Origin of the sequence: Enterococcus sp. DIV0970a (assembly GCF_051711265.1) — a bacterium.
Lineage (GTDB): Bacteria > Bacillota > Bacilli > Lactobacillales > Enterococcaceae > Enterococcus_D > Enterococcus_D casseliflavus.
Map to the genome: position 1 here is coordinate 3,382,603 of NZ_JBIOMF010000001.1, position 22,549 is coordinate 3,405,151.

At 43.9% G+C, this 22,549-nt stretch carries 19 protein-coding genes, 1 rRNA gene and 1 other annotated feature; of the genes, 7 read left to right on the plus strand and 13 right to left on the minus strand.

The features are described 5' to 3' along the window. Positions 1–135 precede the first annotated feature (135 nt). A 16S ribosomal RNA gene (locus tag IGK14_RS16385) occupies positions 136–1,695 on the minus strand. A 713-nt stretch (positions 1,696–2,408) separates the two neighbouring features. Here IGK14_RS16385 and IGK14_RS16390 point away from each other — a divergent pair. The 4 genes from IGK14_RS16390 (at position 2,409) to IGK14_RS16405 (ending at position 7,676) form a co-directional block, all read left to right on the plus strand. Beyond that, positions 2,409–3,098: a response regulator transcription factor gene (locus tag IGK14_RS16390; protein WP_008376963.1), complete on the plus strand. Its 690-nt coding sequence runs from the start codon at positions 2,409–2,411 to the stop codon at positions 3,096–3,098. Continuing rightward, complete coding sequence (locus IGK14_RS16395; protein WP_005226244.1) at positions 3,088–4,296, plus strand: sensor histidine kinase; 1,209 nt, start codon at positions 3,088–3,090, stop codon at positions 4,294–4,296. Before IGK14_RS16390 ends, IGK14_RS16395 begins: the two co-directional genes overlap by 11 nt. Before the next feature lie 35 nt (positions 4,297–4,331). Then, positions 4,332–4,530, plus strand: a binding site (T-box leader). A 57-nt stretch (positions 4,531–4,587) separates the two neighbouring features. Then, positions 4,588–5,865 (plus strand): serine--tRNA ligase, encoded by a 1,278-nt coding sequence (gene serS, locus IGK14_RS16400; protein ID WP_010748454.1) that lies wholly within the window; start codon positions 4,588–4,590, stop codon positions 5,863–5,865. Between the two features lie 290 nt (positions 5,866–6,155). Beyond that, complete coding sequence (locus IGK14_RS16405; RefSeq protein ID WP_438712637.1) at positions 6,156–7,676, plus strand: polysaccharide deacetylase family protein; 1,521 nt, start codon at positions 6,156–6,158, stop codon at positions 7,674–7,676. Between the two features lie 71 nt (positions 7,677–7,747). On the opposite strand, the gene IGK14_RS16410 is transcribed toward IGK14_RS16405, so the two are convergent. Further along, positions 7,748–8,374, minus strand: coding sequence for a TetR/AcrR family transcriptional regulator (locus IGK14_RS16410; RefSeq protein WP_010748456.1), 627 nt, complete (start codon positions 8,372–8,374; stop codon positions 7,748–7,750). An 85-nt stretch (positions 8,375–8,459) separates the two neighbouring features. Between IGK14_RS16410 and IGK14_RS16415 the strand changes: the two genes are divergently transcribed. Next, entirely contained in the window at positions 8,460–9,161 is a 702-nt protein-coding gene (locus IGK14_RS16415) for an ABC transporter ATP-binding protein (protein WP_010748457.1), read from the plus strand. A 9-nt stretch (positions 9,162–9,170) separates the two neighbouring features. Next, positions 9,171–11,876: an ABC transporter permease gene (locus tag IGK14_RS16420; protein WP_010748458.1), complete on the plus strand. Its 2,706-nt coding sequence runs from the start codon at positions 9,171–9,173 to the stop codon at positions 11,874–11,876. Between the two features lie 157 nt (positions 11,877–12,033). Here the strand turns inward: IGK14_RS16420 and guaB are convergent, their stop codons facing one another. Beyond that, the gene (gene guaB / locus IGK14_RS16425) at positions 12,034–13,518 is read right to left on the minus strand and encodes an IMP dehydrogenase (RefSeq protein ID WP_005226250.1); all 1,485 of its coding nucleotides are present in this window, start codon (positions 13,516–13,518) and stop codon (positions 12,034–12,036) included. Positions 13,519–13,806: 288 nt separating this feature from the next. Between guaB and IGK14_RS16430 the strand changes: the two genes are divergently transcribed. Beyond that, the gene (locus IGK14_RS16430; RefSeq protein WP_016249826.1) at positions 13,807–15,108 is read left to right on the plus strand and encodes an ISL3 family transposase; all 1,302 of its coding nucleotides are present in this window, start codon (positions 13,807–13,809) and stop codon (positions 15,106–15,108) included. A 124-nt stretch (positions 15,109–15,232) separates the two neighbouring features. Here the strand turns inward: IGK14_RS16430 and IGK14_RS16435 are convergent, their stop codons facing one another. The 10 genes from IGK14_RS16435 to IGK14_RS16480 all read right to left on the minus strand — a co-directional run bounded on the left by IGK14_RS16435 (position 15,233) and on the right by IGK14_RS16480 (position 22,470). Continuing rightward, complete coding sequence (locus tag IGK14_RS16435) at positions 15,233–15,925, minus strand: DUF1129 domain-containing protein (RefSeq protein WP_010748460.1); 693 nt, start codon at positions 15,923–15,925, stop codon at positions 15,233–15,235. A gap of 71 nt (positions 15,926–15,996) precedes the next feature. After that, positions 15,997–17,097 carry a redox-regulated ATPase YchF gene (ychF, locus tag IGK14_RS16440; protein ID WP_005226252.1) on the minus strand — a complete coding sequence of 367 codons (1,101 nt, stop codon included), beginning with the start codon at positions 17,095–17,097 and terminating at the stop codon, positions 15,997–15,999. Positions 17,098–17,105: 8 nt separating this feature from the next. Next, positions 17,106–17,294, minus strand: a complete 189-nt coding sequence (locus IGK14_RS16445; RefSeq protein ID WP_005226253.1) for a DUF951 domain-containing protein — start codon at positions 17,292–17,294, stop codon at positions 17,106–17,108. 10 nt (positions 17,295–17,304) lie between these two features. Then, on the minus strand, positions 17,305–18,195 hold the full coding sequence (locus IGK14_RS16450; protein WP_438712642.1) for a ParB/RepB/Spo0J family partition protein: 891 nt from the start codon (positions 18,193–18,195) through the stop codon (positions 17,305–17,307). Beyond that, positions 18,185–18,949: a ParA family protein gene (locus tag IGK14_RS16455; protein WP_005226255.1), complete on the minus strand. Its 765-nt coding sequence runs from the start codon at positions 18,947–18,949 to the stop codon at positions 18,185–18,187. The genes IGK14_RS16450 and IGK14_RS16455 overlap by 11 nt, the downstream gene beginning before the upstream one ends. A gap of 11 nt (positions 18,950–18,960) precedes the next feature. Further along, on the minus strand, positions 18,961–19,677 hold the full coding sequence (gene rsmG, locus IGK14_RS16460) for a 16S rRNA (guanine(527)-N(7))-methyltransferase RsmG (protein WP_005226256.1): 717 nt from the start codon (positions 19,675–19,677) through the stop codon (positions 18,961–18,963). A gap of 297 nt (positions 19,678–19,974) precedes the next feature. After that, positions 19,975–20,745: an Asp23/Gls24 family envelope stress response protein gene (locus IGK14_RS16465; protein WP_010748461.1), complete on the minus strand. Its 771-nt coding sequence runs from the start codon at positions 20,743–20,745 to the stop codon at positions 19,975–19,977. A 25-nt stretch (positions 20,746–20,770) separates the two neighbouring features. Further along, positions 20,771–20,962: a DUF2273 domain-containing protein gene (locus IGK14_RS16470; protein WP_005226258.1), complete on the minus strand. Its 192-nt coding sequence runs from the start codon at positions 20,960–20,962 to the stop codon at positions 20,771–20,773. 7 nt (positions 20,963–20,969) lie between these two features. Continuing rightward, positions 20,970–21,539 (minus strand): alkaline shock response membrane anchor protein AmaP, encoded by a 570-nt coding sequence (gene amaP / locus IGK14_RS16475; RefSeq protein ID WP_010748462.1) that lies wholly within the window; start codon positions 21,537–21,539, stop codon positions 20,970–20,972. A gap of 37 nt (positions 21,540–21,576) precedes the next feature. Further along, positions 21,577–22,470: an SDR family oxidoreductase gene (locus IGK14_RS16480; RefSeq protein WP_005226260.1), complete on the minus strand. Its 894-nt coding sequence runs from the start codon at positions 22,468–22,470 to the stop codon at positions 21,577–21,579. Positions 22,471–22,549 lie beyond the last annotated feature (79 nt).

Here is a 22,549-nt window from a genome sequence, read left to right on the forward strand (position 1 = left end):
TTCAACTCGGTGTGTGTTACTTGTTTTGATTATTTCTTCGATATCCAGTTTTCAATGAACAAATTTTGTTTGAGAGTAAACCTCTCAAAACTGAACAAAGGCAAACGATGTGTAGTCTTCCGAAATATTCCTTAGAAAGGAGGTGATCCAGCCGCACCTTCCGATACGGCTACCTTGTTACGACTTCACCCCAATCATCTATCCCACCTTAGGCGGCTGGCTCCAAAAAGGTTACCTCACCGACTTCGGGTGTTACAAACTCTCGTGGTGTGACGGGCGGTGTGTACAAGGCCCGGGAACGTATTCACCGCGGCGTGCTGATCCGCGATTACTAGCGATTCCGGCTTCATGTAGGCGAGTTGCAGCCTACAATCCGAACTGAGAGAAGCTTTAAGAGATTAGCTTAGCCTCGCGACTTCGCAACTCGTTGTACTTCCCATTGTAGCACGTGTGTAGCCCAGGTCATAAGGGGCATGATGATTTGACGTCATCCCCACCTTCCTCCGGTTTGTCACCGGCAGTCTCGCTAGAGTGCCCAACTAAATGATGGCAACTAACAATAAGGGTTGCGCTCGTTGCGGGACTTAACCCAACATCTCACGACACGAGCTGACGACAACCATGCACCACCTGTCACTTTGCCCCCGAAGGGGAAGCTCTATCTCTAGAGTGGTCAAAGGATGTCAAGACCTGGTAAGGTTCTTCGCGTTGCTTCGAATTAAACCACATGCTCCACCGCTTGTGCGGGCCCCCGTCAATTCCTTTGAGTTTCAACCTTGCGGTCGTACTCCCCAGGCGGAGTGCTTAATGCGTTTGCTGCAGCACTGAAGGGCGGAAACCCTCCAACACTTAGCACTCATCGTTTACGGCGTGGACTACCAGGGTATCTAATCCTGTTCGCTCCCCACGCTTTCGAGCCTCAGCGTCAGTTACAGACCAGAGAGCCGCCTTCGCCACTGGTGTTCCTCCATATATCTACGCATTTCACCGCTACACATGGAATTCCACTCTCCTCTTCTGCACTCAAGTCTCCCAGTTTCCAATGACCCTCCCCGGTTGAGCCGGGGGCTTTCACATCAGACTTAAGAAACCGCCTGCGCTCGCTTTACGCCCAATAAATCCGGACAACGCTTGCCACCTACGTATTACCGCGGCTGCTGGCACGTAGTTAGCCGTGGCTTTCTGGTTAGATACCGTCAAGGGATGAACATTTTACTCTCATCCTTGTTCTTCTCTAACAACAGAGTTTTACGATCCGAAAACCTTCTTCACTCACGCGGCGTTGCTCGGTCAGACTTTCGTCCATTGCCGAAGATTCCCTACTGCTGCCTCCCGTAGGAGTCTGGGCCGTGTCTCAGTCCCAGTGTGGCCGATCACCCTCTCAGGTCGGCTATGCATCGTTGCCTTGGTGAGCCGTTACCTCACCAACTAGCTAATGCACCGCGGGTCCATCCATCAGTGACGCAAAAGCGCCTTTCAACTTTCTTCCATGCGGAAAATAGTGTTATACGGTATTAGCACCTGTTTCCAAGTGTTATCCCCTTCTGATGGGCAGGTTACCCACGTGTTACTCACCCGTTCGCCACTCTTTTTCTTTCGGTGGAGCAAGCTCCGGTGAAAGAAAAAGCGTTCGACTTGCATGTATTAGGCACGCCGCCAGCGTTCGTCCTGAGCCAGGATCAAACTCTCATAATGATTTGTTTGAATGACCATACGGTCATTAAGCTCATAAAAATTAACTTTGCTAGCTATTGCTTGCATGTATTTGTTCCAATAAATTGAAACGTCCTACACATTGGTTCGTTTGCTTGCTTTGTTCAGTTTTCAAAGGTCTACCGTGCTGTGTTAGCAACTTTTATATTATATCAGGGTGGCATTTAATTGTCAACTCTTTTTTAAAAGTTTTTTCGCTCGTTGTTTTTCAACTTCGTAGCGGCTGTCTCAGCGACTTAATTAGAATAACAAATGATTTGTTATTTGTCAACAACTTTTTGCAATTAATTTTGTTGATGTATCAACATCAATTAACTATTTTAAAATTGCGACTTCGTTATAATATCATCTGTCGAGCTGTGCGTCAACTACTTTTTTCAATTCTTTTTAGGAATTCATTTAGTCATTTGGCACATGTAATAATATACCAAGACTTGTGCTATTCGTCAACCATAAAATGATTGATAGACCAACGTTTCTAGTTACTCCGTTTCCAAAGATGATTCGTGATTTTTAGTCCGTTATTTCCGCCTTTTTTAAGGACTTTTTCCGTTATTATTAGCCTATCGTTCGTCTTTTTCCTTTTTGTGTTTTCTTAATTCCTATCATTCTTATAAATTTAAGTATGATTTTATCTATTTTGTGGAATATTTGCTAAAATGGAGAAAAGAATATTGTTCCTAGGAGGACCCAGTATGAAAATACTTGTAGCAGATGATGACAAAGAGATCGTAGAACTATTAAGCATTTACTTACACAATGAAGGCTATGAATCGGTCAAAGCATACGATGGAAAAGAAGCACTGACCAAGATTCGCACCACTTCTGATATCGAGCTATTGATCTTAGATATCATGATGCCTGAAATGGACGGCATGCAAGTCGTCAAAGAATTGAGAAAAGAATCCCAAATCCCCATTATTATGTTGACCGCTAAAACAACCGATATGGATAAGATTCGTGGATTGGTCGCCGGTGCTGATGATTATGTCACCAAACCTTTCAATCCATTAGAAGTCATGGCACGGGTAAAATCGTTATTGAGAAGAACCAAGATGCAGGCTGCTTCAAATCAACCAGAGATTCTGGAAGTAAGCTCACTTATCATCAACCGCGATTCCCATGAAGTAAAAACGGTGGATGGCAATGAGATCCAATTGACCGCATTAGAATTTGGCATCCTCTACTTATTGGCATCGCATCCCAACCGTGTCTTTAGCGCCGATGAGATTTTTGAACGAGTTTGGAAACAAGAAAGTGTCGTTTCTGCCAAAACAGTGATGGTCCATGTCAGTCACTTGCGAGATAAGATCGAAGAAGCCACGGATGGTGAAAAAGTCATCCAAACAGTATGGGGGGTCGGCTACAAAATAGATGCGAAGTAAACCAACTGAAAAAAAGCGCAACACACCAATCGAAAAAAAGAAACGGATCACGTTGACCTCAAAGGAAATCAGTGAGTTATTTGCGGAAGGAATTGTAACGATTGTTCTTTTACTTCTATTAAATGTCGCTATTTTGGTCATCTTGACCTCAATAAGGGAAAACTCACCGGTTTTAGTCGAAGCGATCTATGAATCGAAGAATGCGTTCACGGCTGCCTTCAACACAGATATCTTCCGCAGTGGTCGCAACTTCATTCTACCGATGTTCTTCCTATTAGATGTGATCGTCTTATATTGGCGTTTGATTCGTCGTTACCATCAAATGCAGCTACGTCACATTATCAGCGAGCTGCACTTTATCGCAGAAGGCAACTACGATCATCGCATCCCCTTCGAGTTACGGGGCGATTTAAGTCGGATCGTTTCTAATATCAATGGCTTAGTCGACAGTACGGTGGCGGCGATCGAAGATGAACGGCGGATCGAGCAATCCAAAGATGAGCTGATCACCAATGTCAGTCATGACATTCGGACACCATTGACTTCGATCATCGGCTACTTAGGTCTAATTGAAGATCGACAATACCATTCGGAAGAAGAATTGCTGAAATATACTCATACGGCGTATGTCAAAGCCAAACAAATGAAATCCCTCGTCGATGATTTGTTTGAATACACGAAAGTGCGTCAGCCTAGCGTGCCCATTAATGTGATGGAATTCGATATGGCCCAGCTAGTGGAACAATTGGCGGCAGACTTTGAATTAGAAGCTAGCCGAAAAGGCATCAAGATCGAAACCTACACCCGTCCAGAGCATATCGAAATGGATGGCGATACCGAAAAACTGGTGCGAGTTTTCAACAACCTGCTGTCAAATGCCTTGAAATACGGCAAAGGCGCCGATAAGATCCGCATGGAGGTCGAGAAAGTCGGAACCGAAGCGATCTTAACCGTCAAAAACAATGGGCAGATGATTCCTAAGCAAGCCCTTGATTCTCTATTCGACCGTTTCTATCGAGTGGAAGAATCCCGCTCTCAAGAAACAGGAGGAACTGGCTTAGGTCTAGCGATCGCTCAAAGCATCGTCGCCTTACATGGCGGCTATATCTATGCCAAATCAACGCCAGAATGGACGTCCTTTATTATTCATCTCCCGTTGAAGCGCAACAATTTGTCCAACACACAAACCTATGGTTGACGCCCCAACATTTTTTGGGTATGCTAAAGAAAATAATCAAGGCACAGAACCTAGTATATTTTTTTCATCTAGTAAAGAGAGCTGATGGTTGGTGAAAATCAGTGTTGGAAAAAATAGAATCCAGTTCTTTAACGTGTATTTTTCGAAAGAAAAATCGTTGGCTCACGATACGAGCAGCAAGGGCAGCGCAAGCTGAACTTGGGTGGCACCGCGAATGGTCATTTCGTCCCAAGCAACACGGGATCGGAATGGCCTTTTTTCTATGGAAAAATCAAAGGAGGATGTATCACTATGTTAGATGTAAAAATGATTCGCCAAAATTTTGCTGAAGTACAAAGCAAACTCGCAACACGAGGCGTGCAAAAAGAAGTATTGGACCGCTTTTTAACGCTTGACGAACGTCGCAGAGAACTCTTAGTCCAAACGGAAGAACGCAAGAAATTGCGCAACGATGTTTCTGGTGAGATCGCTGCCTTGAAACGGGCAAAAGAAGACGCGGCTGATAAAATTGCCCAAATGAAAGAAGTCGGCAGCCAAATCAAGCAATTGGATGAAGAGATCGCTCAAATTGATGAAGACATCAAAGAGATCGCCACGACGTTACCGAACTTGCCGAATGATTCTGTTCCGGTGGGCAAAGATGAAGACGACAATGTAGAAGTCCGCCGCTGGGCAGAACCAAAAGCCTTTGCCTTTGAACCAAAACCGCATTGGGAGATCGCTGAAGAGTTGGGGATCCTCGACTTTGAGCGGGGCGCCAAAGTTTCTGGCAGCCGCTTTGTTTACTACAAAGGCTTAGGTGCTCGTTTGGAACGTGCCTTATACAACTTCATGTTGGATCAGCATGTCTATGAGCATGGCTATACCGAGATGATCACCCCTTATATCGTCAATAGCCAAGCAATGTTTGGCACGGGACAATTTCCAAAGTTCAAAGAAGATGTTTTCCAATTGGCAGACACGGATTTGACTTTGATTCCGACTGCTGAAGTACCTTTGACCAATTACTATCAAGGGGAGATCTTAGAACAAGAACAGCTCCCTGCCTACTTCACTGCCTTGAGCCCATCATTTCGTTCAGAAGCTGGCAGCGCTGGTCGTGATACCCGCGGCTTGATTCGTCTGCACCAATTCAATAAAGTTGAAATGGTGAAATTCAGTGATGCTGACCATTCTTATGAAGAATTAGAAAAGATGACGGCTAATGCCGAAGATATTTTGCAAAAACTCAACTTGCCTTACCGAGTGCTTAGCTTGTGTACAGGAGATATGGGCTTTTCTGCAGCAAAGACCTATGATTTAGAAGTATGGATCCCTGCTCAGGAAATGTACCGTGAGATCAGCTCTTGCTCAAACTGTGAAGACTTCCAAGCACGCCGTGCCATGATCCGTTACCGCGATCAAGAGGGCAAGATTCACTACATGCATACACTAAATGGCTCTGGTCTGGCTGTCGGTCGGACGGTAGCCGCAGTGCTTGAAAATTATCAAAACGAAGACGGCAGTGTAACGGTACCAGAAGTTCTGGTTCCTTACATGGGCGGACTGACAAAAATCGAAAAAGCCTAAGCCTTAGCACCCTTAATTGCACCCCCTTCGTAACAGTCACTCCACGTGATCTGTTACGAAGGGGTTTTCTAGTTCACCTAATAGATAGTGGTTGCAAAAGACCCCCTAACGCCTTTGATCGCTTCTTGCAAGAGAAACAACGCAACAAGGCTGTAATTTTTAAATGAATAATTAGAAAAATCCCTTCATCTTTTTAAGTCTCTATCAGAAACCGGGCATGATCGTTGAAAGTACCTGTGACTTATGGTAACGTGGGCATAATTTAGGATGGAATGAAGGGAGCTTCACCAATGCCCGAAGGAAAGACCTATGCCCGTCGGAGTGACTTGCACAAGAAACCAAACAATAATCAAAAACGAACAGCATCCGCTGAAGAAAGACCGAAAGGACCACCCTCGAGAAAGAAGCCGTATCGAAAAGCAATTTTTTCCTTATTTGCCTTATTATTGATCGTTCTGATCGCAACGGCTGGCTCAGTCCTTTACACGTTACACCAACAAGAAGTCGCCGCCCAAGAAAAATATGAGGCGGCTGCGGAGAAATTACTGGCATCAATCCAAGCAGAACAAAGCCAAAATGGGTTAAAAACAACGCCTGAAGTGCTCTCCAAAGGCGCAACCAAAGAATTGATCTACCGCCCGCAAGACCTTGATACGTTTCCCATCAAAGATATCAAAGAACGGTTGACACAAGCCGCTGATCACTTGCGTAAAAAACAAACGAAAAAAGAAGTCGTCACCGTTGCCCGCATCCAAGCACAAGCAGCGGCTTCAAAGGTGTCTACTTATTCATTGAAAGCCGACAGCTATGTGTGGAATCGAGAAACCGGACGTTTTGAAGATGCGGACAGCCTAACGGATGCACCGATCTTCATATCAGAGAAGACGCAAACCGAATTGTCTTTGAAAGAACTGGTTCCTGATGAAGGCAGCTTATTAGGTATTCAACAAGTCATTCAGCAAAAACTGCTGGATCAAGCCAAAGACCCCGCCAAAATCATCGACGCCGTCTTGGCCATGGAGCGGATCACCTTCGATTCGAAATTTACTTATGATCCAGAGAAGCTGACCATCGAATTGCCAAAAAATCAGACGGGAGCGACGGAAATCACCCTGTCTTACAGCGAGATCGCCCCATTCATTGATCCTGATCTCGTGGCTGCTGACCAACTCAACAATGCCTTGCCAAGTTTAGACCCCAATAAAAAATACGTGGCATTGACCTTTGATGATGGACCCAACAGTACATCCACCATGGATCTGTTGAACATCTTACAAGAAAATGACGTCAAAGCGACCTTCTTTATGCTGGGACAAATGGTAGAGCAATATCCGCAAGCTGCTAAAAAAGTCCAAGAAGCTGGACACGAGATCGCCAGTCATTCTTACTCTCATCCGCAGCTGAATACTCTTTCAGCGGAAGATTTGCAGGCAGAAGTCACAAAAACCAACAAAGCCATTTATAATGCGACGGGTTTACTACCTAGAAATTTACGGCCCCCTTATGGCGCTATCGACAAACAAAGCGCACAAACCATTGGCATGCCGATCATTCAATGGGACATCGATTCTCAAGACTGGAAATTGAAGGATCCGAAGAAGATCAATGCCTTGGTGCAACAAAATGTCTTTAATGGTGCCATGATCTTGATCCATGATATTCACCCGAAATCTGTGAAAGCCGTACCGGGAGTCATTAAAATGCTCAAAAACGAAGGCTACGAATTCGTGACTGTCGATCAATTATTAGAAGCACGGCAAAAACCATTGCATCAATTCTTTGGGATGAACGACGAGCGCCTCGTTGACTAAATAAAAAAAGGAATGCAGCAAATTGTCTCTTGCTGCGTTCCTTTTTGGTTGTTGGATCGTTCCCTCTTTTTTTAGCCCTTCTTATCCTCATATACATTAGTCACAAAAATTTGGATCAACAGTTCAGCGACAGCTTTTGGCGACATCGTTGAGAAATCTTTGAGCCAGCGTTCGATCAACCCGATAGACCCGCAGACAAAAAAGCTAAGACACAGTTCCAATTCTTCCTCGGAAGCATCTTGAAAGTATTGGGCAAACCGTTTCAAGGTCTCCGGTTTGATCTCTGACAATAAAAGATTCAGCAAATGGCTGTTGTTCAACAAAATCAAATGGGTCGTACTAGGATTCTCATACAAAATCGTCAACAGCTTTTCCAACCAAAGATCCAATGACAAATTTTCCTGCTGCAAGTTCGATGCGATCTGCTCAACAAGCTCCCCTTCGATTTCCTCCAACAAAGCGGCCGTATCCTTATAATATTTATAAAATGTTCCTCGGTTGATATCGGCTCGTTCCGCAATCTCTTTGATCGTGATTTTGCGGTACTCTTTTTCCAACAATAACTCCTGAAAGGCGCGTCGGATCACTTTTTTCGAGTAGATCGTTCGACGATTCCCCACAGTCCCCACCATATCATTTCCCCTTTTCTCTGTACATTTGATCAATATTTGTCTATTTAATGACAAATACGTAAGCATTGAGGATTGCTCTTACTTTTCTTTCTTAGTATACTAACACCATGTGATTAAATCAACACGTGTTTAAAAAATGGAGGCTTTATTAATGAGTTATGTTGAAGTAAAGAATGAATATAAACGCTATCAGATGGGCGAAACCACCATCACTGCCAACAACGATCTTTCCTTTGCCATTGAAGAAGGCGAATTAGTGGTGATCCTTGGACCCAGTGGTGCAGGAAAATCGACCGTTTTGAATATTTTAGGCGGGATGGATTCGCCAGATGAAGGACAAATCATTATCGACAATGTCGATATCGCGAAGTTTAACGACAAACAGCTGACGGAATACCGCCGCAAAGACGTCGGGTTCGTCTTCCAGTTTTATAATTTGGTGCCGAACCTGACAGCGAAAGAAAACATTGAATTGGCAACAGAAGTCTCACCGAATGCACTCGATCCTGATGAAGTCTTAGCACAAGTCGGGTTAGAAAACCGTAAAAACAACTTTCCTTCGCAGCTCTCTGGTGGGGAACAGCAGCGGGTATCGATCGCTCGGGCGTTAGCCAAAAACCCGAAATTACTATTATGCGATGAACCGACTGGTGCCTTGGATTTTGAAACAGGCAAACAAGTGTTGAAGCTTTTGCAAAACGCCAGTCGGAAAAACGGCAATACGGTGCTGATCATTACCCATAACAGCGCCATTGCCCCGATCGCCGATCGGGTGATCCATATCAACGATGCCACTGTCCGTTCCATTGAAGAGAATCCTCATCCAATCTCGATCGATGAAATCGTTTGGTAGGAGGATCTGATGAAAAATAAGACCTATCTTAAAGCAAGTTTGCGAGAGATTCGCCAATCAAAAGGCCGCTTTATCGCAATCACCTTGATCATTTTTTTAGGAACGTTTCTCTTTGTCGGTGTCAAAGCGACCGGCCCGATCCTGAACCATTCCGCGAGTGAATATGTCAACGGTCAGCATTTAGCAGATCTGCAAGTCACTTCCACGCTGGGATTGACGGAGGACGACATTGATGCGGCGGAAAAAAGCGGTGCTCACACAGAAGCCGCCTATCAATTTTATTACGCTGCCAATTCAGATGAAGTCGTGCAAGTGACCTCTTATGATCCCTCACAGGAACTCAACCAGCTACTGGTGAAGGACGGCCGACTGCCAGAAAAAGCCGATGAAATCGTGCTGGACACCGAAGCAAAAAATTATGGCTGGCAAATAGGGGATACTTTTACGATCGATGATGCCGATAATCTGTCGGACAAAGACTATACGGTCGTTGGGTTCGCCACCTCTCCCATTTATATCAGTGCTGCCGAACGTGGCTATGCGAATGTCGGCAGCGGTGTCGTGACGTATTTTGCTTATGTGCCGGAAGAACAGTTCAAGATGGAGGTCAAAACGATCCTTTATCTCGCCTTTGATGATGTCGCTGGCCTTGAAACATACTCCGATGCTTACACCGACAAGATGGCAGCCCATCAAGAAACGATTGAGGAACTGTTTGCGGATCGCCCTAAAGAACGCTTAGCAGAAATTCAGCAAGATGCTTTTGATGAATTAGCGCCTGCAGAAAAAGAAGTCCGCGATGGACAAAAACAGTTAGCTGATGGACAAGCCCAACTGGATCAGGCCAAAGCGGAACTAGAACAACAGCAAGCCGCCTTGGCACAGCTGCCGCCCGTACAACAAGCAGCCCTCGAAGGCCAATTGACCACTGGGGAAGAAGAGTTGACTCGGCAGCAAACCCAATTAGATGAACAGCAACAAGAACTAACCGATGCCCAACAAACACTGGCAGAAAAACGTGCAGAGATCGAAGACTTGGCAGAACCCACGTATCTTTACAACCAACGCAAAGATAACCCCGGTTTCCAAGAATATGGTGGGCTGTCTGATCGTATCGCAGCGATCGCCAATGTGTTCCCTGTCTTCTTCTTCTTTATCGCTGCGTTGATCACCTTTACGACACTGACGCGGATGGTAGAAGAAAACCGCAAAGAGATCGGGACCTTAAAAGCGATGGGCTATGGCAAAGTCGAGATCTCCCTTAAATATTTGATTTATGCCCTCCTGTCTTCGGCCATTGGCATTATCAGTGGTGCCGTATTAGGGACGGAACTGTTGCCGCGTTTGATTTATTTTCTATCCAGCGAACGGTATCTTTTAGACGGGATTCGCGTCTATTATGTCTGGTCGCCAATTATTTTGGCCGCGATCGCCTTTTTACTGGCGACGCTCGGTGCTTGCCTCTTTGTTTTGATCAAAGAATTGCGGGAAAAACCTGCCCAGCTACTGCAAGTTCGGGCGCCAAAACCTGGGAAACGGATTTTATTAGAGGCCATTACGCCCTTATGGTCACGTTTAAGCTTCAATCAAAAAGTCAGCTTCCGTAACATCTTCCGCTACAAATCGCGAATGATCATGGCAATCATTGGCATCGCCGGCTGTACGGGACTGATGGTGGCAGGCGTTGGGTTGAAAGATTCCTTAAGTGCTGTGACTGCGAAACAATTTGGGCCCATTACGGATTATCAAGCCGTCGTGACCTTAAATGATGCGAAGGAAGAAACCGTTGCTGCCGCTGAAACGGTTTTAACAGACGATCCTCTTGTGACCCATTCGATGCTAGTCTACAATGAAACGATCGAGATTCGACCAGCTGACCAAGGAAAACAAAGTTTGACCTTGATGGTTCCGGCAGATCAAGAAGCGTTTACCGACTATGTCCATTTGAAAACAACGGCAGGTCAGAAGCTGCCATTAACAGAAGGTGCCGTGCTGACTATGAAATACGCAGAATTGTATGATCTGCAGGTTGGGGATACATTGACCTTCTATACTAGCGATCAAGAAGCTTTTGAAGTACCTATCAGCGGCATCGCAGAAAACTATTTAGGCAATTCCCTTTATCTGTCACCGACTCTTTACGAAGAAATCACCGACAGTACTTTTGAACCGAATGCGTTCTTAGTCAAAAGCAAGACGATGACGAAAAAACAAGAGGAAGCTTTATCAACAGCCTTGTTAGATACCGACAAAGTCAAAAACACGACGTTCCTTTCTACTCAGATCAAAATGCAGGATGATTCGATGGGCAACTTGAACTCCATTGTCTTGATCTTAGTTGTACTATCAGGGGCATTAGCCTTTGTCGTCTTGTATAACTTGACCAACATCAATGTTTCCGAGCGGATTCGCGAGCTTTCTACTATTAAAGTATTAGGGTTTTACAATAAAGAAGTCACCATGTACATCGTACGGGAAAATATCGTTTTTACGTTATTTGGGATTCTCGCAGGTTACGTGGTAGGTTACTTCTTGACTGACTTTATTTTGATCCAAGCTTCGATGGAAAACATGGTCTTTCCATTAGTGATCAATTGGCCGGCTTATGCTTTAGCCGGCGGCATGACGATTCTCTTTACGATCATCGTGATGTACGTCACCCATGTAAAACTGACTCATGTCAACATGATCGATGCGTTGAAATCAAACGAATAAGCTGCTGCTAAAGCGATTTGCTGATCATCAAGCAGCGATTTTAAAGAAAAGAACGCCACTCTTGCCTAGATAGCTGAGAGTGACGTTCTTTTTTGAACAAATAATCCCCTCTGTCCACTTTTGAACAGAGGGGGCGTTGGTTTTCACGTGAAACATTTTATGATTTTACAGAGTAGTTTGGTGCTTCTTTCGTGATTTGAACATCGTGGGGATGTGATTCTTTTAGTCCGTTGCCGCTCATTTGGATGAATTGTGCTTCATCACGTAATTGCTGTAGATTGCCAGCACCGACATAACCCATCCCTGATTTCAAGCCTCCGATCATTTGGAAGATGATATCAGAAACGCTGCCTTTATAAGCGACACGCCCTTCGATGCCTTCTGGAACCAATTTGTTGGCTTCGTTTACGCCACCTTGGAAGTAACGGTCGCTGGAGCCTTTTTCCATTGCCCCCAATGAACCCATTCCCCGGTAGGTTTTGAAGCGTCGGCCTTGATAGATTTCAAATTCACCTGGTGATTCATCGGTTCCTGCCAACATGCTACCTAGCATTACGGCATGTCCGCCAGCTGCTAAAGCTTTGACGATATCCCCAGAGTATTTGATCCCACCATCGGCAATGATTGCTTTGCCGTATTGACGTGCCACAGAGGCTGCATCATAGATCGCGGTCAATTGAGGAACTCCGACACCGGCTACCACCCGAGTAGTACAGATCGAACCTGGACCGATCCCGACTTTTACGACATCGACACCAGCATCATACAATGCTTTCGTGCCTTCTGCAGTGGCAACATTTCCCGCAATCAATGTCGCTTCTGGGAAATGCGCACGAATTTCAGAGATTTTGCGTAAAACACCCGCACTGTGTCCGTGGGCAGTATCAATAACAATCGCGTCCACGCCTGCATCCAATAATGCTTGTGCGCGCTCAAAGGTATCGCTGGTAACGCCGACTGCCGCTGCCACTAATAGGCGTCCATGCGTGTCTTTGGCTGCATTCGGGAATTCGATCACTTTTTCAATATCTTTGATAGTGATCAAACCGCTTAAGATCCCTGCTTCATCAACGATCGGTAATTTTTCGATCTTGTGTTGTTGTAAGATTTTTTCAGCGTCTTTCAACGACGTACCGACAGGTGCTGTGATCAATTGGTCTTTGGTCATCACATCATTGATCGGCATCGTATAATCCGTGACAAAACGCATGTCGCGGTTCGTGATGATACCGACTAATTTGCGGTTTTCCATCGTTTCTACGATCGGTACCCCGCTGATGCGGTACTTGCTCATCAAATGTTCTGCATCAGCAACTAAGTGGCTTGGTGTTAAGAAAAACGGATCGATGATCACGCCGCTTTCAGAACGTTTTACTTTGCGCACTTCATCTGCTTGCGCTGCGATACTCATGTTTTTGTGAATTACGCCAAGTCCTCCTTGACGCGCCATTGAGATCGCCATTTTACTATCAGTTACGGTATCCATACTGGCACTTATGATTGGAATATTTAGTGTAATATTCGGGGCAAGCTGCACTTTCATATCCACGTCATTTGGCAAGACGTGACTTTCTGCCGGAATCAATAAGACATCATCAAACGTTAACCCTTTTTTTACAAATTTGGTTTCCCAGTTGGACATTTTTGTAACCACTCCTTAAAGTTTTTAGGTATTTTAAAAAAAATAGCAAAGATTTTTTCATAAGTCAACCATTCGGAAAGCTTTCTTAATAATCCTCTTCAAACCTTTGGTTAAATCTCATAATTCGCCATTTTTTCTAAAAAAACGGTTCTACAATATTTAGTGTTGGTGGAAAATCTACGGATTTTCTATTGACACTTTTTTTGTAAAAAAAGATAGAAAAAGAGATAGCCTAACTGGTAGAATTTAGTCGTCTAAAACAAAACCAAACCAAGAAAGGATATCTCCATGGATCATTGTACTAGAAAATTGTTAGGTTTAACAGATGAAAATTTATTCTTCGAAGAAGAATGGTTAGAGACAGTAGAAGAAGAGGGGTTTCGCATCAATCTTATCCATGCCAAACTTAGCTATATACCAAGCCATTGCCGTAAATGTGGCATCAAAAATGAAGGACAAATCATCAAGAATGGCTCACACAAAACAAAAGTTCAACTTTTGCCTTATCGAGACACCAAAACAGAATTACGCTTGGTACGTACGCGCTTTTACTGTAAAGAATGTCAGTCGACATTCAATGCTCAGACAAACTTGGTGGATGAAAACTGCTATCTTTCAAAAGAATTAAAGGTTCAAATCGCCTTGGAGCTGGCCAAGAATACAACAAGAAAAGAAATTGCCGATCGCTATTTTGTCTCTGACGTAACCGTTCTGCGTGTCCTACACACCTGTTTAAAAACGTATCATCCTCGTTTTGATACGTTACCTTCGGTCCTTTGTTTTGATGAGTTCAAATCAATGAAGTCCTGCAGCGGAAAAATGAGTTTTGTCTTTATGAATGGGCAGACCCAACAATTGATCGGCGTATTGGAGAATCGTCGCCTTGCATTCTTAAAACCATATTTCCTTAAATTCACCCGAAAAGCACGAGCGAACGTGAAATACGTCGTGATGGATATGAATGCCCCTTATTTTGAACTTGTAAAGGCGGTCTTCCCAAACGCAAAAATCGTGACCGATCGCTTTCACATTGTCCAACAAATCACTCGTGCGTTAAACCAGTTGCGAATTAAAACAATGAACAGCTTTCAAAAAACGGAACCGACAAAGTATCGACGATTGAAGCGATTCTGGAAATTGCTCCTTAAGCATGCTTATGATCTGGATAGTTCCAATTATCAATATGATCGATCCTTTCGTAGACCAATGACGCAAAAAGCGATCGTCGATGAACTTTTGAGTTATGACGAACAATTAACAAGGGCTTACGAGACTTGTCAGCTCCTCCTCTATCACTTTAAACACAAGGACAGCCAAAGCTTTTTCGATACGATCAACAGCTTAGATCAACGCCTCCCACAATGGTTTTGTAAGAAGCTGACGTTTTTAAATAAATACAAATTAGGGATTCAATATGCTTTAAAAACCAGGTATAGTAATGGGGCATTAGAAGGAAGAAACAACAAGATAAAAGTGATAAAACGAGTAGCCTACGGCTATCGAAATTTCCACAACTTTCGAGCAAGAATTTATCTCATTCAAGGCTTAATCTTCCAAGTAAAACAAAAACCAGTTAAGCAATCTGCCTAACTGGTTATGACTAAATTTTCAGTTGTATCTTTCTCTACCAACACTAAATGTCGAAGAGCCAAAAAAACACGCTGATCGTGCGGTCTTTTTTAACAAAAGAAGGCGCACGATCAACGTGTAGTCATCAGCCTCTAGGAACAGACATACTGCTGATGATATTGTATTTGCGTTTCAAGTAGTACTTCGCGGCTAATGCCACTGCCCCGATCAAGGCTTCGATCACAGGATCCACTTGTGGATTCAATGGTGGTTGGATCATCGCAGAAAGCGAGATCACAACGATCCATAGCATGAAGGCTGCGACTAAAATCAAAATGATCTTCCACATCTTCGGCCGTTTGCTCTTATCGGCACCTGGGCGTTCATATTGATACATGTATTTGTACATCAAGTAGAAGACCCAACCAGCAAGCATCGCCATCAAGAAGAGGGTCAATAAGCCATAAGGTTGTGCTTGTCCTCTAGTAAAGATTCCCATAACCCCTAACATCAAGCCAAAAATCCCTAAAATCAGCAAGGTGCTATCCAACCACATCAAGAAGGGTCCGGATTCTTTTTGCTCAACGGGTTTGTTGATGATGGCTTCGGTGCGTTCAGACACTGTACCAAATAATTGGCGGGCTGTTTTGCCGCCTTTTTGTTCTTTGACTAAGACCGGCAGCATCTCATGCAAGGCAATCGTTTTTTCTTCTTCAGAAAGGTTGGCTGCCTCTAGCGATTTTTTTAAATCAAATATATATTGTTGGTTTCGTTTTGTTAATTGTTGTTCTAATTCACGATTTTCGGAAACATAATTTCGCAGAGTTTCTGGTTCCATGAATTGATTCTCCCTTCTGCGTTTTCTTCACAATGGACATTTTACCACAAATTCACTGGGAAGAAAGCCCTTTATACGTTAAAACGGAACAACATCACGTCGCCATCTTGCACGACATAATCTTTTCCTTCCAAACGTACCCGACCGGCTTCTTTGGCCGCTTGCATCGTGCCGTATTGGTTCAGATCTTCAAAGGAAACAGTTTCCGCACGAATAAAGCCGCGCTCAAAGTCCGTATGGATGATCCCCGCTGCTTGCGGTGCTTTGATGCCTTTACGGAACGTCCACGCACGCACTTCTTGTTCACCAGCGGTAAAGTACGTTGCTAGACCAAGTAAATCATAGGCAGCACGAATCAATTGATCCAACCCTGATTCTTCAATTCCTAATGCTTCTAAAAACTCTGCTTTGTCTTCTTCTTCCAGCTCAGCGATCTCTTCTTCGGCACGAGCACTGATGACGATCACTTCCGCATTTTCGCTCGCTGCAAATTCCTTCACTTTGTTGACATAGTCATTGGTTTCATAGTCTGCCACGTCTTCTTCTGCTACGTTGGCAACGTATAAAACTGGTTTGGTCGTTAGTAAAAACAAACTTTTGACGATGCGCTGTTCTTCATCTGTAAATTCGATCGAACGAGCTGAGATCCCTTCTTCTAGGACCGGTTTGATTTTATCAAGAACGGCCAATTCCGCCACCGCATCTTTGTCTTTGGTTTTAGCAATTTTTGCGACCCGAGTATAGCGCTTGTTGACGGATTCTAAATCTGCTAAAACCAACTCCAAGTTGATGGTATCGATATCAGCTAATGGGTCCACGCGGCCTTCCACGTGGGTGATGTTGTCGTCGTCGAAACAACGAACGACATGACAGATCGCATCCACTTGGCGGATATGGCTCAAAAATTGGTTGCCTAATCCTTCCCCTTTGCTGGCACCGCGGACGATTCCAGCAATATCCGTAAATTCAAAGGTGGTTGGGACTGTCTTTTTCGGACGGACTAATTCTGTTAAACGCTGTAAGCGCCAATCTGGCACTTCCACCATTCCTACATTCGGATCGATCGTCGCAAACGGATAGTTTGCGGCTTCTGCTCCTGCTTTGGTTATTGCATTAAATAAAGTAGATTTGCCCACATTTGGCAATCCAACGATTCCGGCAGTTAACGCCATGCTTCACTTCACTCTTTCTCTTTTTTTTCTAGGATTTTCTTCATCTTTTTATCAAATTCTCGGCGCGTCATCATGACGATGTGGCCGCAATTCGTACACTTTATTTTGATGTCTGCCCCCATGCGGATGATTTCCCAACGATTGGCTTTGCAGGCATGCGGTTTTTTCATTTCGACAATATCCCCAAGATCATACATCTTTATCACCTCAAGCTTCATCAAATTGAATGTTCAATAAATCTAAAATACGGGTTAAATCTTTTTGTGACAGGTATTCGATCTCGATTTTTCCTTTGCCTTCTTTTTCGCGGATCTCGACATTTGTGCCGAATTTATCCATCAACCGTTCTTCGCTTTCTCGTAAATAGTACGGTTTTTCCCGAATCAGACGCGGAACTTTTTTCTTTTCGTTTTTCGTGTCGTTCATCTCAGCGACCATTTGTTCTAATTGGCGGACTGTCAGATTTTCTTTGACACAACGATTGGCTAATTTTAAGATCTGTTCTTTGTTTTTCAACCCTAATAATGTCCGGGCTTGTCCCATAGACAAACGGTCATCTTGAACCATTTCTTTGACGAGTTTCGGCAAGGACAGTAACCGCAAATAATTGGCGATATACGGGCGGCTTTTCCCTAAGCGTTCAGCGACTTGTGCTTGGGTCAATTTCAAATTTTTCATCAGCATGTCATAAGCTTCTGCTTCTTCTAAAGGATTCAAATCTTCCCGCTGCAAGTTTTCTAAAACGGCGACTTGCATCATCGATTCTTCATCAAAATTGCGGATGATGGCTGGGATCGTTTCCTTGCCAGCTAGTTTGGACGCTCGAAACCGGCGTTCACCAGCAATGATCTCATAGCCTTTGACGGATGATTGCCGCACGATGATCGGTTGAAAGACCCCCGAATGCTGGATCGAATTGGCTAGTTCTTGTAATGAAAGCTCATCAAAGGTTTTTCGCGGTTGATAAGGGTTGGGTCTTAATTCGTTTAAAGGCAGTTCAACGACTTTTTCTGTCTTGATATCGACTTCTTCTAACCCTTGCAGGTCTTGAAACAACGCATCGATCCCACGCCCTAATCCTTTCCCTTTATTCTTCACGGGCTAACACTTCCTTTGCTAACGTCTGATAGACTTCGGCTCCTTTTGAGCGTGGATCATAATCAATGATCGACAATCCATGACTAGGTGCTTCAGACAACCGGATATTCCGCGGAATAATGGTTTCATATACTTTTTCTTGGAAATAGCGGCGGACTTCTTCCACGACTTCCGCGCCTAAGTTCGTGCGGGCATCATACATCGTCAGTAAGACCCCTTCGATCTCTAACTCAGGGTTAAAATGTTTTTGTACTAAACGCACGGTATTCAATAGTTGGCTCAGCCCTTCTAATGCATAGTACTCACATTGGACTGGGATCAAAATCGAATCACTGGCGGTAAAGGCATTGATCGTCAAATGACCTAAAGATGGTGGGCAATCGATAAAGATATAATCGTATTGTTCTTTGATTTCATTCAAAGCCGATTTCAATCGAGATTCCCGCGCCATCATGGAGGTCAATTCAATTTCCGCACCAGCTAATTGGATCGTCGCTGGAACGATATCCAAGTTTTCCCGACTGCTAGGTAAAATCGCTTCAACGATCGGTGTTTCATTGACTAATACATCATAGATGTCTTGTTCCACATCTGGTTTGCGAATGCCGACACCGCTTGTGGCGTTGCCTTGGGCATCAATATCTACGAGTAACACTTTTTTGCCGACAAATGCTAAGGACGCACCTAGGTTCACCGTTGTGGTGGTTTTGCCTACGCCGCCTTTTTGGTTTGCAACAGAAATAATACGGGCCATTGATTTTCCTCCTATTTGATTGGTTGTTTCGCTGGCATTCCCGGTTTGCGGGGGTATTTCTTTGGCGTTTCTTTTTTCTTTTGAATGATCAAAAGATGGCGTTCATCGCCGCTGACCGGTAAGGTAAAGCTTTTTTCTTCAATAAATTTGCCGCCTAAGAGTGAGATGGCTGGTTTGGCTTCAACCAGTTCTTCCTCGCTTTTGGCAGCTTTGAGCGCATAAAAATAGCCTGCTTTTTTCACCAATGGCACACAGAGTTCCGTTAACACATTCAAACGGGCAACCGCACGAGCAGTCACATAATCGAATTGCCCACGAAATTGCGGGTTTTGACCAAATGTTTCTGCGCGGTCATGGTACAAGTGGACATTTTCCAATTGTAGATCCGTCACAAGGGTTTGTAAAAAGGTGATGCGCTTATTTAAAGAGTCGACGATCGTCACTTCTAATTCAGGAAACACGATTTTTAGTGGAATACTTGGAAAGCCAGCACCTGAACCGACATCACACAAATGACTTTGCGGGTCAAAGGCGGTTTCAAAAGCTAAGGAAACAGAATCGTAGAAATGCTTCAAATACACTTCTGATTTTTCCGTGATTGCAGTTAGATTCATCTTCTGATTCCATTCAACTAAACGCTCGAAATAGACAGCGAATTTTTCCATTTGTTCTTCGGTTAAAACGATCCCGTTTTTGCGTAATTCTTCATGAAATTCTTCAGGTAGCATAACGAATCCTTTCTATTTTGTGAAACAGAAAAATGTTTCACAGACTAGTTCCTACTTTAACGCAAAAAGCAATGTGATGCAATAGCCAGACATTGCTTTCTAGGAGAATTTACCATTTTTTAACTGGGGCTTTAAGGTTGGTTTAAGGCATGGGAATTATACTCATTTCAATCCAAAAAACTTTTTTCATTTTTCCTTGACCAGCGAGGCTGCCAACCCTCCTGGTCAGCTTTTTTCTCAAAGAAACAAGCATTGATCACAGGATCAATGCTTGTTTTTGTTTCATATGAAACTTTTTTATTTCACCCGAGGCTCGTTGTATTCTTCGATACGATCAGACGCGCGGGAAGCCGCATGTTTGGCTTTGTTGGTTTGACGTGAAGCAAAGTCGCCGGTTTTAGATGCAGCTGACGATACTTTGTCTTGAACCGTTTCTTGTTCCTCTTCGTATTCAGCGATCGTTTTTACATCTACAACATTGATGTTGACTTCGATAACTTCTAATTGGGTCATTGTCGTTACTTCTTTTTGGATGACTTCTTTGACTTGGTCAGCGATTTCTGGGATGTTGCGGTCGTATTCAACCACGATATCTAAATCAACGGCTACTTGTTTTTTCCCTACTTCGGTATTGATACCCGCAGTCACATTGTCTGTATTGACTAATTTTTCCGCAATGTTAGAGAAGAAACCACCATCGACCGTCAACAGACCATCCACGTGTTCTAATGCGATCCCGATGATTTTTTGGATCACTTTGTCATCATAGGTCAATGAACCATGAACGGGTGCATCGCCAGTTGGTCCTTCAAAATCGTTGTGGCCAGGTTTTGGCGGTGCTGGATGATGTCCTGCTGGATTTGGATTTCCTGGTGCTGGATGATCCCCTGGTTTTGGTCCGTTTTGTTGTCCTGCTACTGCTTTTTCAGCATTTGGTACCACTGGATCTGGTGCTTCAGTCATCGGAATCGCATTTTCATTTGCTTGATGATTGGTGTTAGGAACCACTGGATCTGGATGTGCGCTGACTTTTTTATCATTGTTTAATTCGTTTTTATCGTTATTCATTAAAAATTCCTCCTATTAAAATGCGTTATTGTTGGTTAAAAAATTCGTCGATGATACCGGTACGTTGGAGATACAATCCTAACGCAAAACCCAAACCTGTTAGGAGTAGAATCAGCAATGTTTTGAAAAAACCGATCGTTACAAACAACACAGCCAGAACAAGGCCGATTGCTCCAAAAATCAATGGGATTTTGTATTGTTGTAGTTCGTTCATCATAGCCCTCCTATTCTACTCGCGGGTTTTCCGGAGTCTCATTTTGTTCAAAATTCGCGTAGTTGACTTCGACTTTGACTTTCTCACTTGAACCAAGCACTCGTTGGACATCTTGTTGGATTTCCGCCATTAAGTTTTCGGTTTTGCCGACTAAGGCAGACGTCCGTTTCAAGCGTCCTTTGATTTTAATCAAAATTCGATTTTTGGTCGCCTTGACATGAACTTTTGGTCCTTCAACAAATTCTTTTTCATTTACTTTCGTACGTACAAGTCCTTCGATTGCTTTCTTATCGATCGTCAATGCGCCCTTATCCTCTTTCAAAACAAAGGTCGTTTTGGTTTTTGGATAAAGAAGCACGACTAAGATCACGATCAAGAATAAGGCGATCAAGACAACAGCTACCCAAAACATATATTGACGCATAAACAAGTTGTCAAAGAAATACGTGACGACATTGCCTCTGCTGTCCAAACCAAATGGCAGCTGCATATAAGGATTACTCATTAATACGATTGGTAATAAGACAGTGATAAAGATCAACGAAACGATAATTGATACGATTTTCCACCCTTTACTCATAGGACACCTCCTCCTTTTTCTCCAATTTTTGATAAGCTTACAAGTTGATGGCTTCTCCGCCGGTAACACCATAAATCTGTGCTGTCACATAGCTAGCTTTATTGGAAGCTAAAAAGACATAGACAGGTGCCAGCTCAGCTGGTTGTCCTGCCCGCTCAAGTAACGCTTGCTGACCAAATTCAGGCAGCTGGTCTTGCGGTTGGCCATGATCTAACTGTAATGGTGTCCAGATCGGTCCTGGGGCTACCCCATTGACGCGAATTCCTTTTTCAGCAAATTGTTTCGCCAAGCTGACTGTAAAACTAGCGATCGCCGATTTGGTTGCCGCATAATCCATTAAATGGGCACTTGGACTAAAGGCTTGGACAGAAGTCGTTGTCACGATCGCTCCCCCAGCCGGTAAGTGCGGCTCAGCAGCTTTGACTAATGCAAACATTGAGATAATGTTTACCATAAAGGTGTCTTTCACTTGTTCAATCGGTAATTCTGCAATCGATGGCCGCGTGATTTGCTGTGCCGCGTTCAATACTAATGTATCTAACCCACCTAATGCTGCCACCGCTTTGTCAACGATCTCTTGTGGTGCCGCTTCGTCTCGCAGGTCATAGGGTAGCAAGATCACTTTGCGCCCAGCTTCTTTGATGTACCCTGCAACTTCTTCGGCATCTTCTTCTTCTCCTGGGAAAAAGTGTAGGGCAATGTCTGCTCCTTCACGGGCGAAGGCAATCGCTGCTGCTCGTCCGATCCCAGAATCCCCACCGGTGATCAGTACCCGCCGGTTTTCTAACTGCTGACTTCCCTCATAAGATTCTTCACCACAATCAGGTTTTGGTCGCATTTCTTCTTGTAAAGCAGGCGTATCTTGTTCCTGTTTGCTGTATTTACCCGTGTGATAAAGTTCCCGTGGATCAGTCAAAATAGGTTCACTCATTCTTACGTCCTCCTTTTCTCTATAATAAAATTCTAAACCATTCATTTTTTTTTGGGAAATATAACGCTTTGTTAACAAA

What these genes read in the sequence shown, in the direction of transcription:
- IGK14_RS16390 (WP_008376963.1), top strand. Translation starts at nt 2,409, where the DNA reads ATGAAAATACTTGTAGCAGATGATGACAAAGAGATCGTAGAACTATTA.
- IGK14_RS16395 (WP_005226244.1), top strand. Translation starts at nt 3,088, where the DNA reads ATGCGAAGTAAACCAACTGAAAAAAAGCGCAACACACCAATCGAAAAA.
- serS (WP_010748454.1), top strand. Translation starts at nt 4,588, where the DNA reads ATGTTAGATGTAAAAATGATTCGCCAAAATTTTGCTGAAGTACAAAGC.
- IGK14_RS16405 (WP_438712637.1), top strand. Translation starts at nt 6,156, where the DNA reads ATGCCCGAAGGAAAGACCTATGCCCGTCGGAGTGACTTGCACAAGAAA.
- IGK14_RS16410 (WP_010748456.1), bottom strand. Translation starts at nt 8,374, where the DNA reads ATGCTTACGTATTTGTCATTAAATAGACAAATATTGATCAAATGTACA.
- IGK14_RS16415 (WP_010748457.1), top strand. Translation starts at nt 8,460, where the DNA reads ATGAGTTATGTTGAAGTAAAGAATGAATATAAACGCTATCAGATGGGC.
- IGK14_RS16420 (WP_010748458.1), top strand. Translation starts at nt 9,171, where the DNA reads ATGAAAAATAAGACCTATCTTAAAGCAAGTTTGCGAGAGATTCGCCAA.
- guaB (WP_005226250.1), bottom strand. Translation starts at nt 13,518, where the DNA reads ATGTCCAACTGGGAAACCAAATTTGTAAAAAAAGGGTTAACGTTTGAT.
- IGK14_RS16430 (WP_016249826.1), top strand. Translation starts at nt 13,807, where the DNA reads ATGGATCATTGTACTAGAAAATTGTTAGGTTTAACAGATGAAAATTTA.
- IGK14_RS16435 (WP_010748460.1), bottom strand. Translation starts at nt 15,925, where the DNA reads ATGGAACCAGAAACTCTGCGAAATTATGTTTCCGAAAATCGTGAATTA.
- ychF (WP_005226252.1), bottom strand. Translation starts at nt 17,097, where the DNA reads ATGGCGTTAACTGCCGGAATCGTTGGATTGCCAAATGTGGGCAAATCT.
- IGK14_RS16445 (WP_005226253.1), bottom strand. Translation starts at nt 17,294, where the DNA reads ATGTATGATCTTGGGGATATTGTCGAAATGAAAAAACCGCATGCCTGC.
- IGK14_RS16455 (WP_005226255.1), bottom strand. Translation starts at nt 18,949, where the DNA reads ATGGCCCGTATTATTTCTGTTGCAAACCAAAAAGGCGGCGTAGGCAAA.
- rsmG (WP_005226256.1), bottom strand. Translation starts at nt 19,677, where the DNA reads ATGCTACCTGAAGAATTTCATGAAGAATTACGCAAAAACGGGATCGTT.
- IGK14_RS16465 (WP_010748461.1), bottom strand. Translation starts at nt 20,745, where the DNA reads ATGAATAACGATAAAAACGAATTAAACAATGATAAAAAAGTCAGCGCA.
- IGK14_RS16470 (WP_005226258.1), bottom strand. Translation starts at nt 20,962, where the DNA reads ATGATGAACGAACTACAACAATACAAAATCCCATTGATTTTTGGAGCA.
- amaP (WP_010748462.1), bottom strand. Translation starts at nt 21,539, where the DNA reads ATGAGTAAAGGGTGGAAAATCGTATCAATTATCGTTTCGTTGATCTTT.
- IGK14_RS16480 (WP_005226260.1), bottom strand. Translation starts at nt 22,470, where the DNA reads ATGAGTGAACCTATTTTGACTGATCCACGGGAACTTTATCACACGGGT.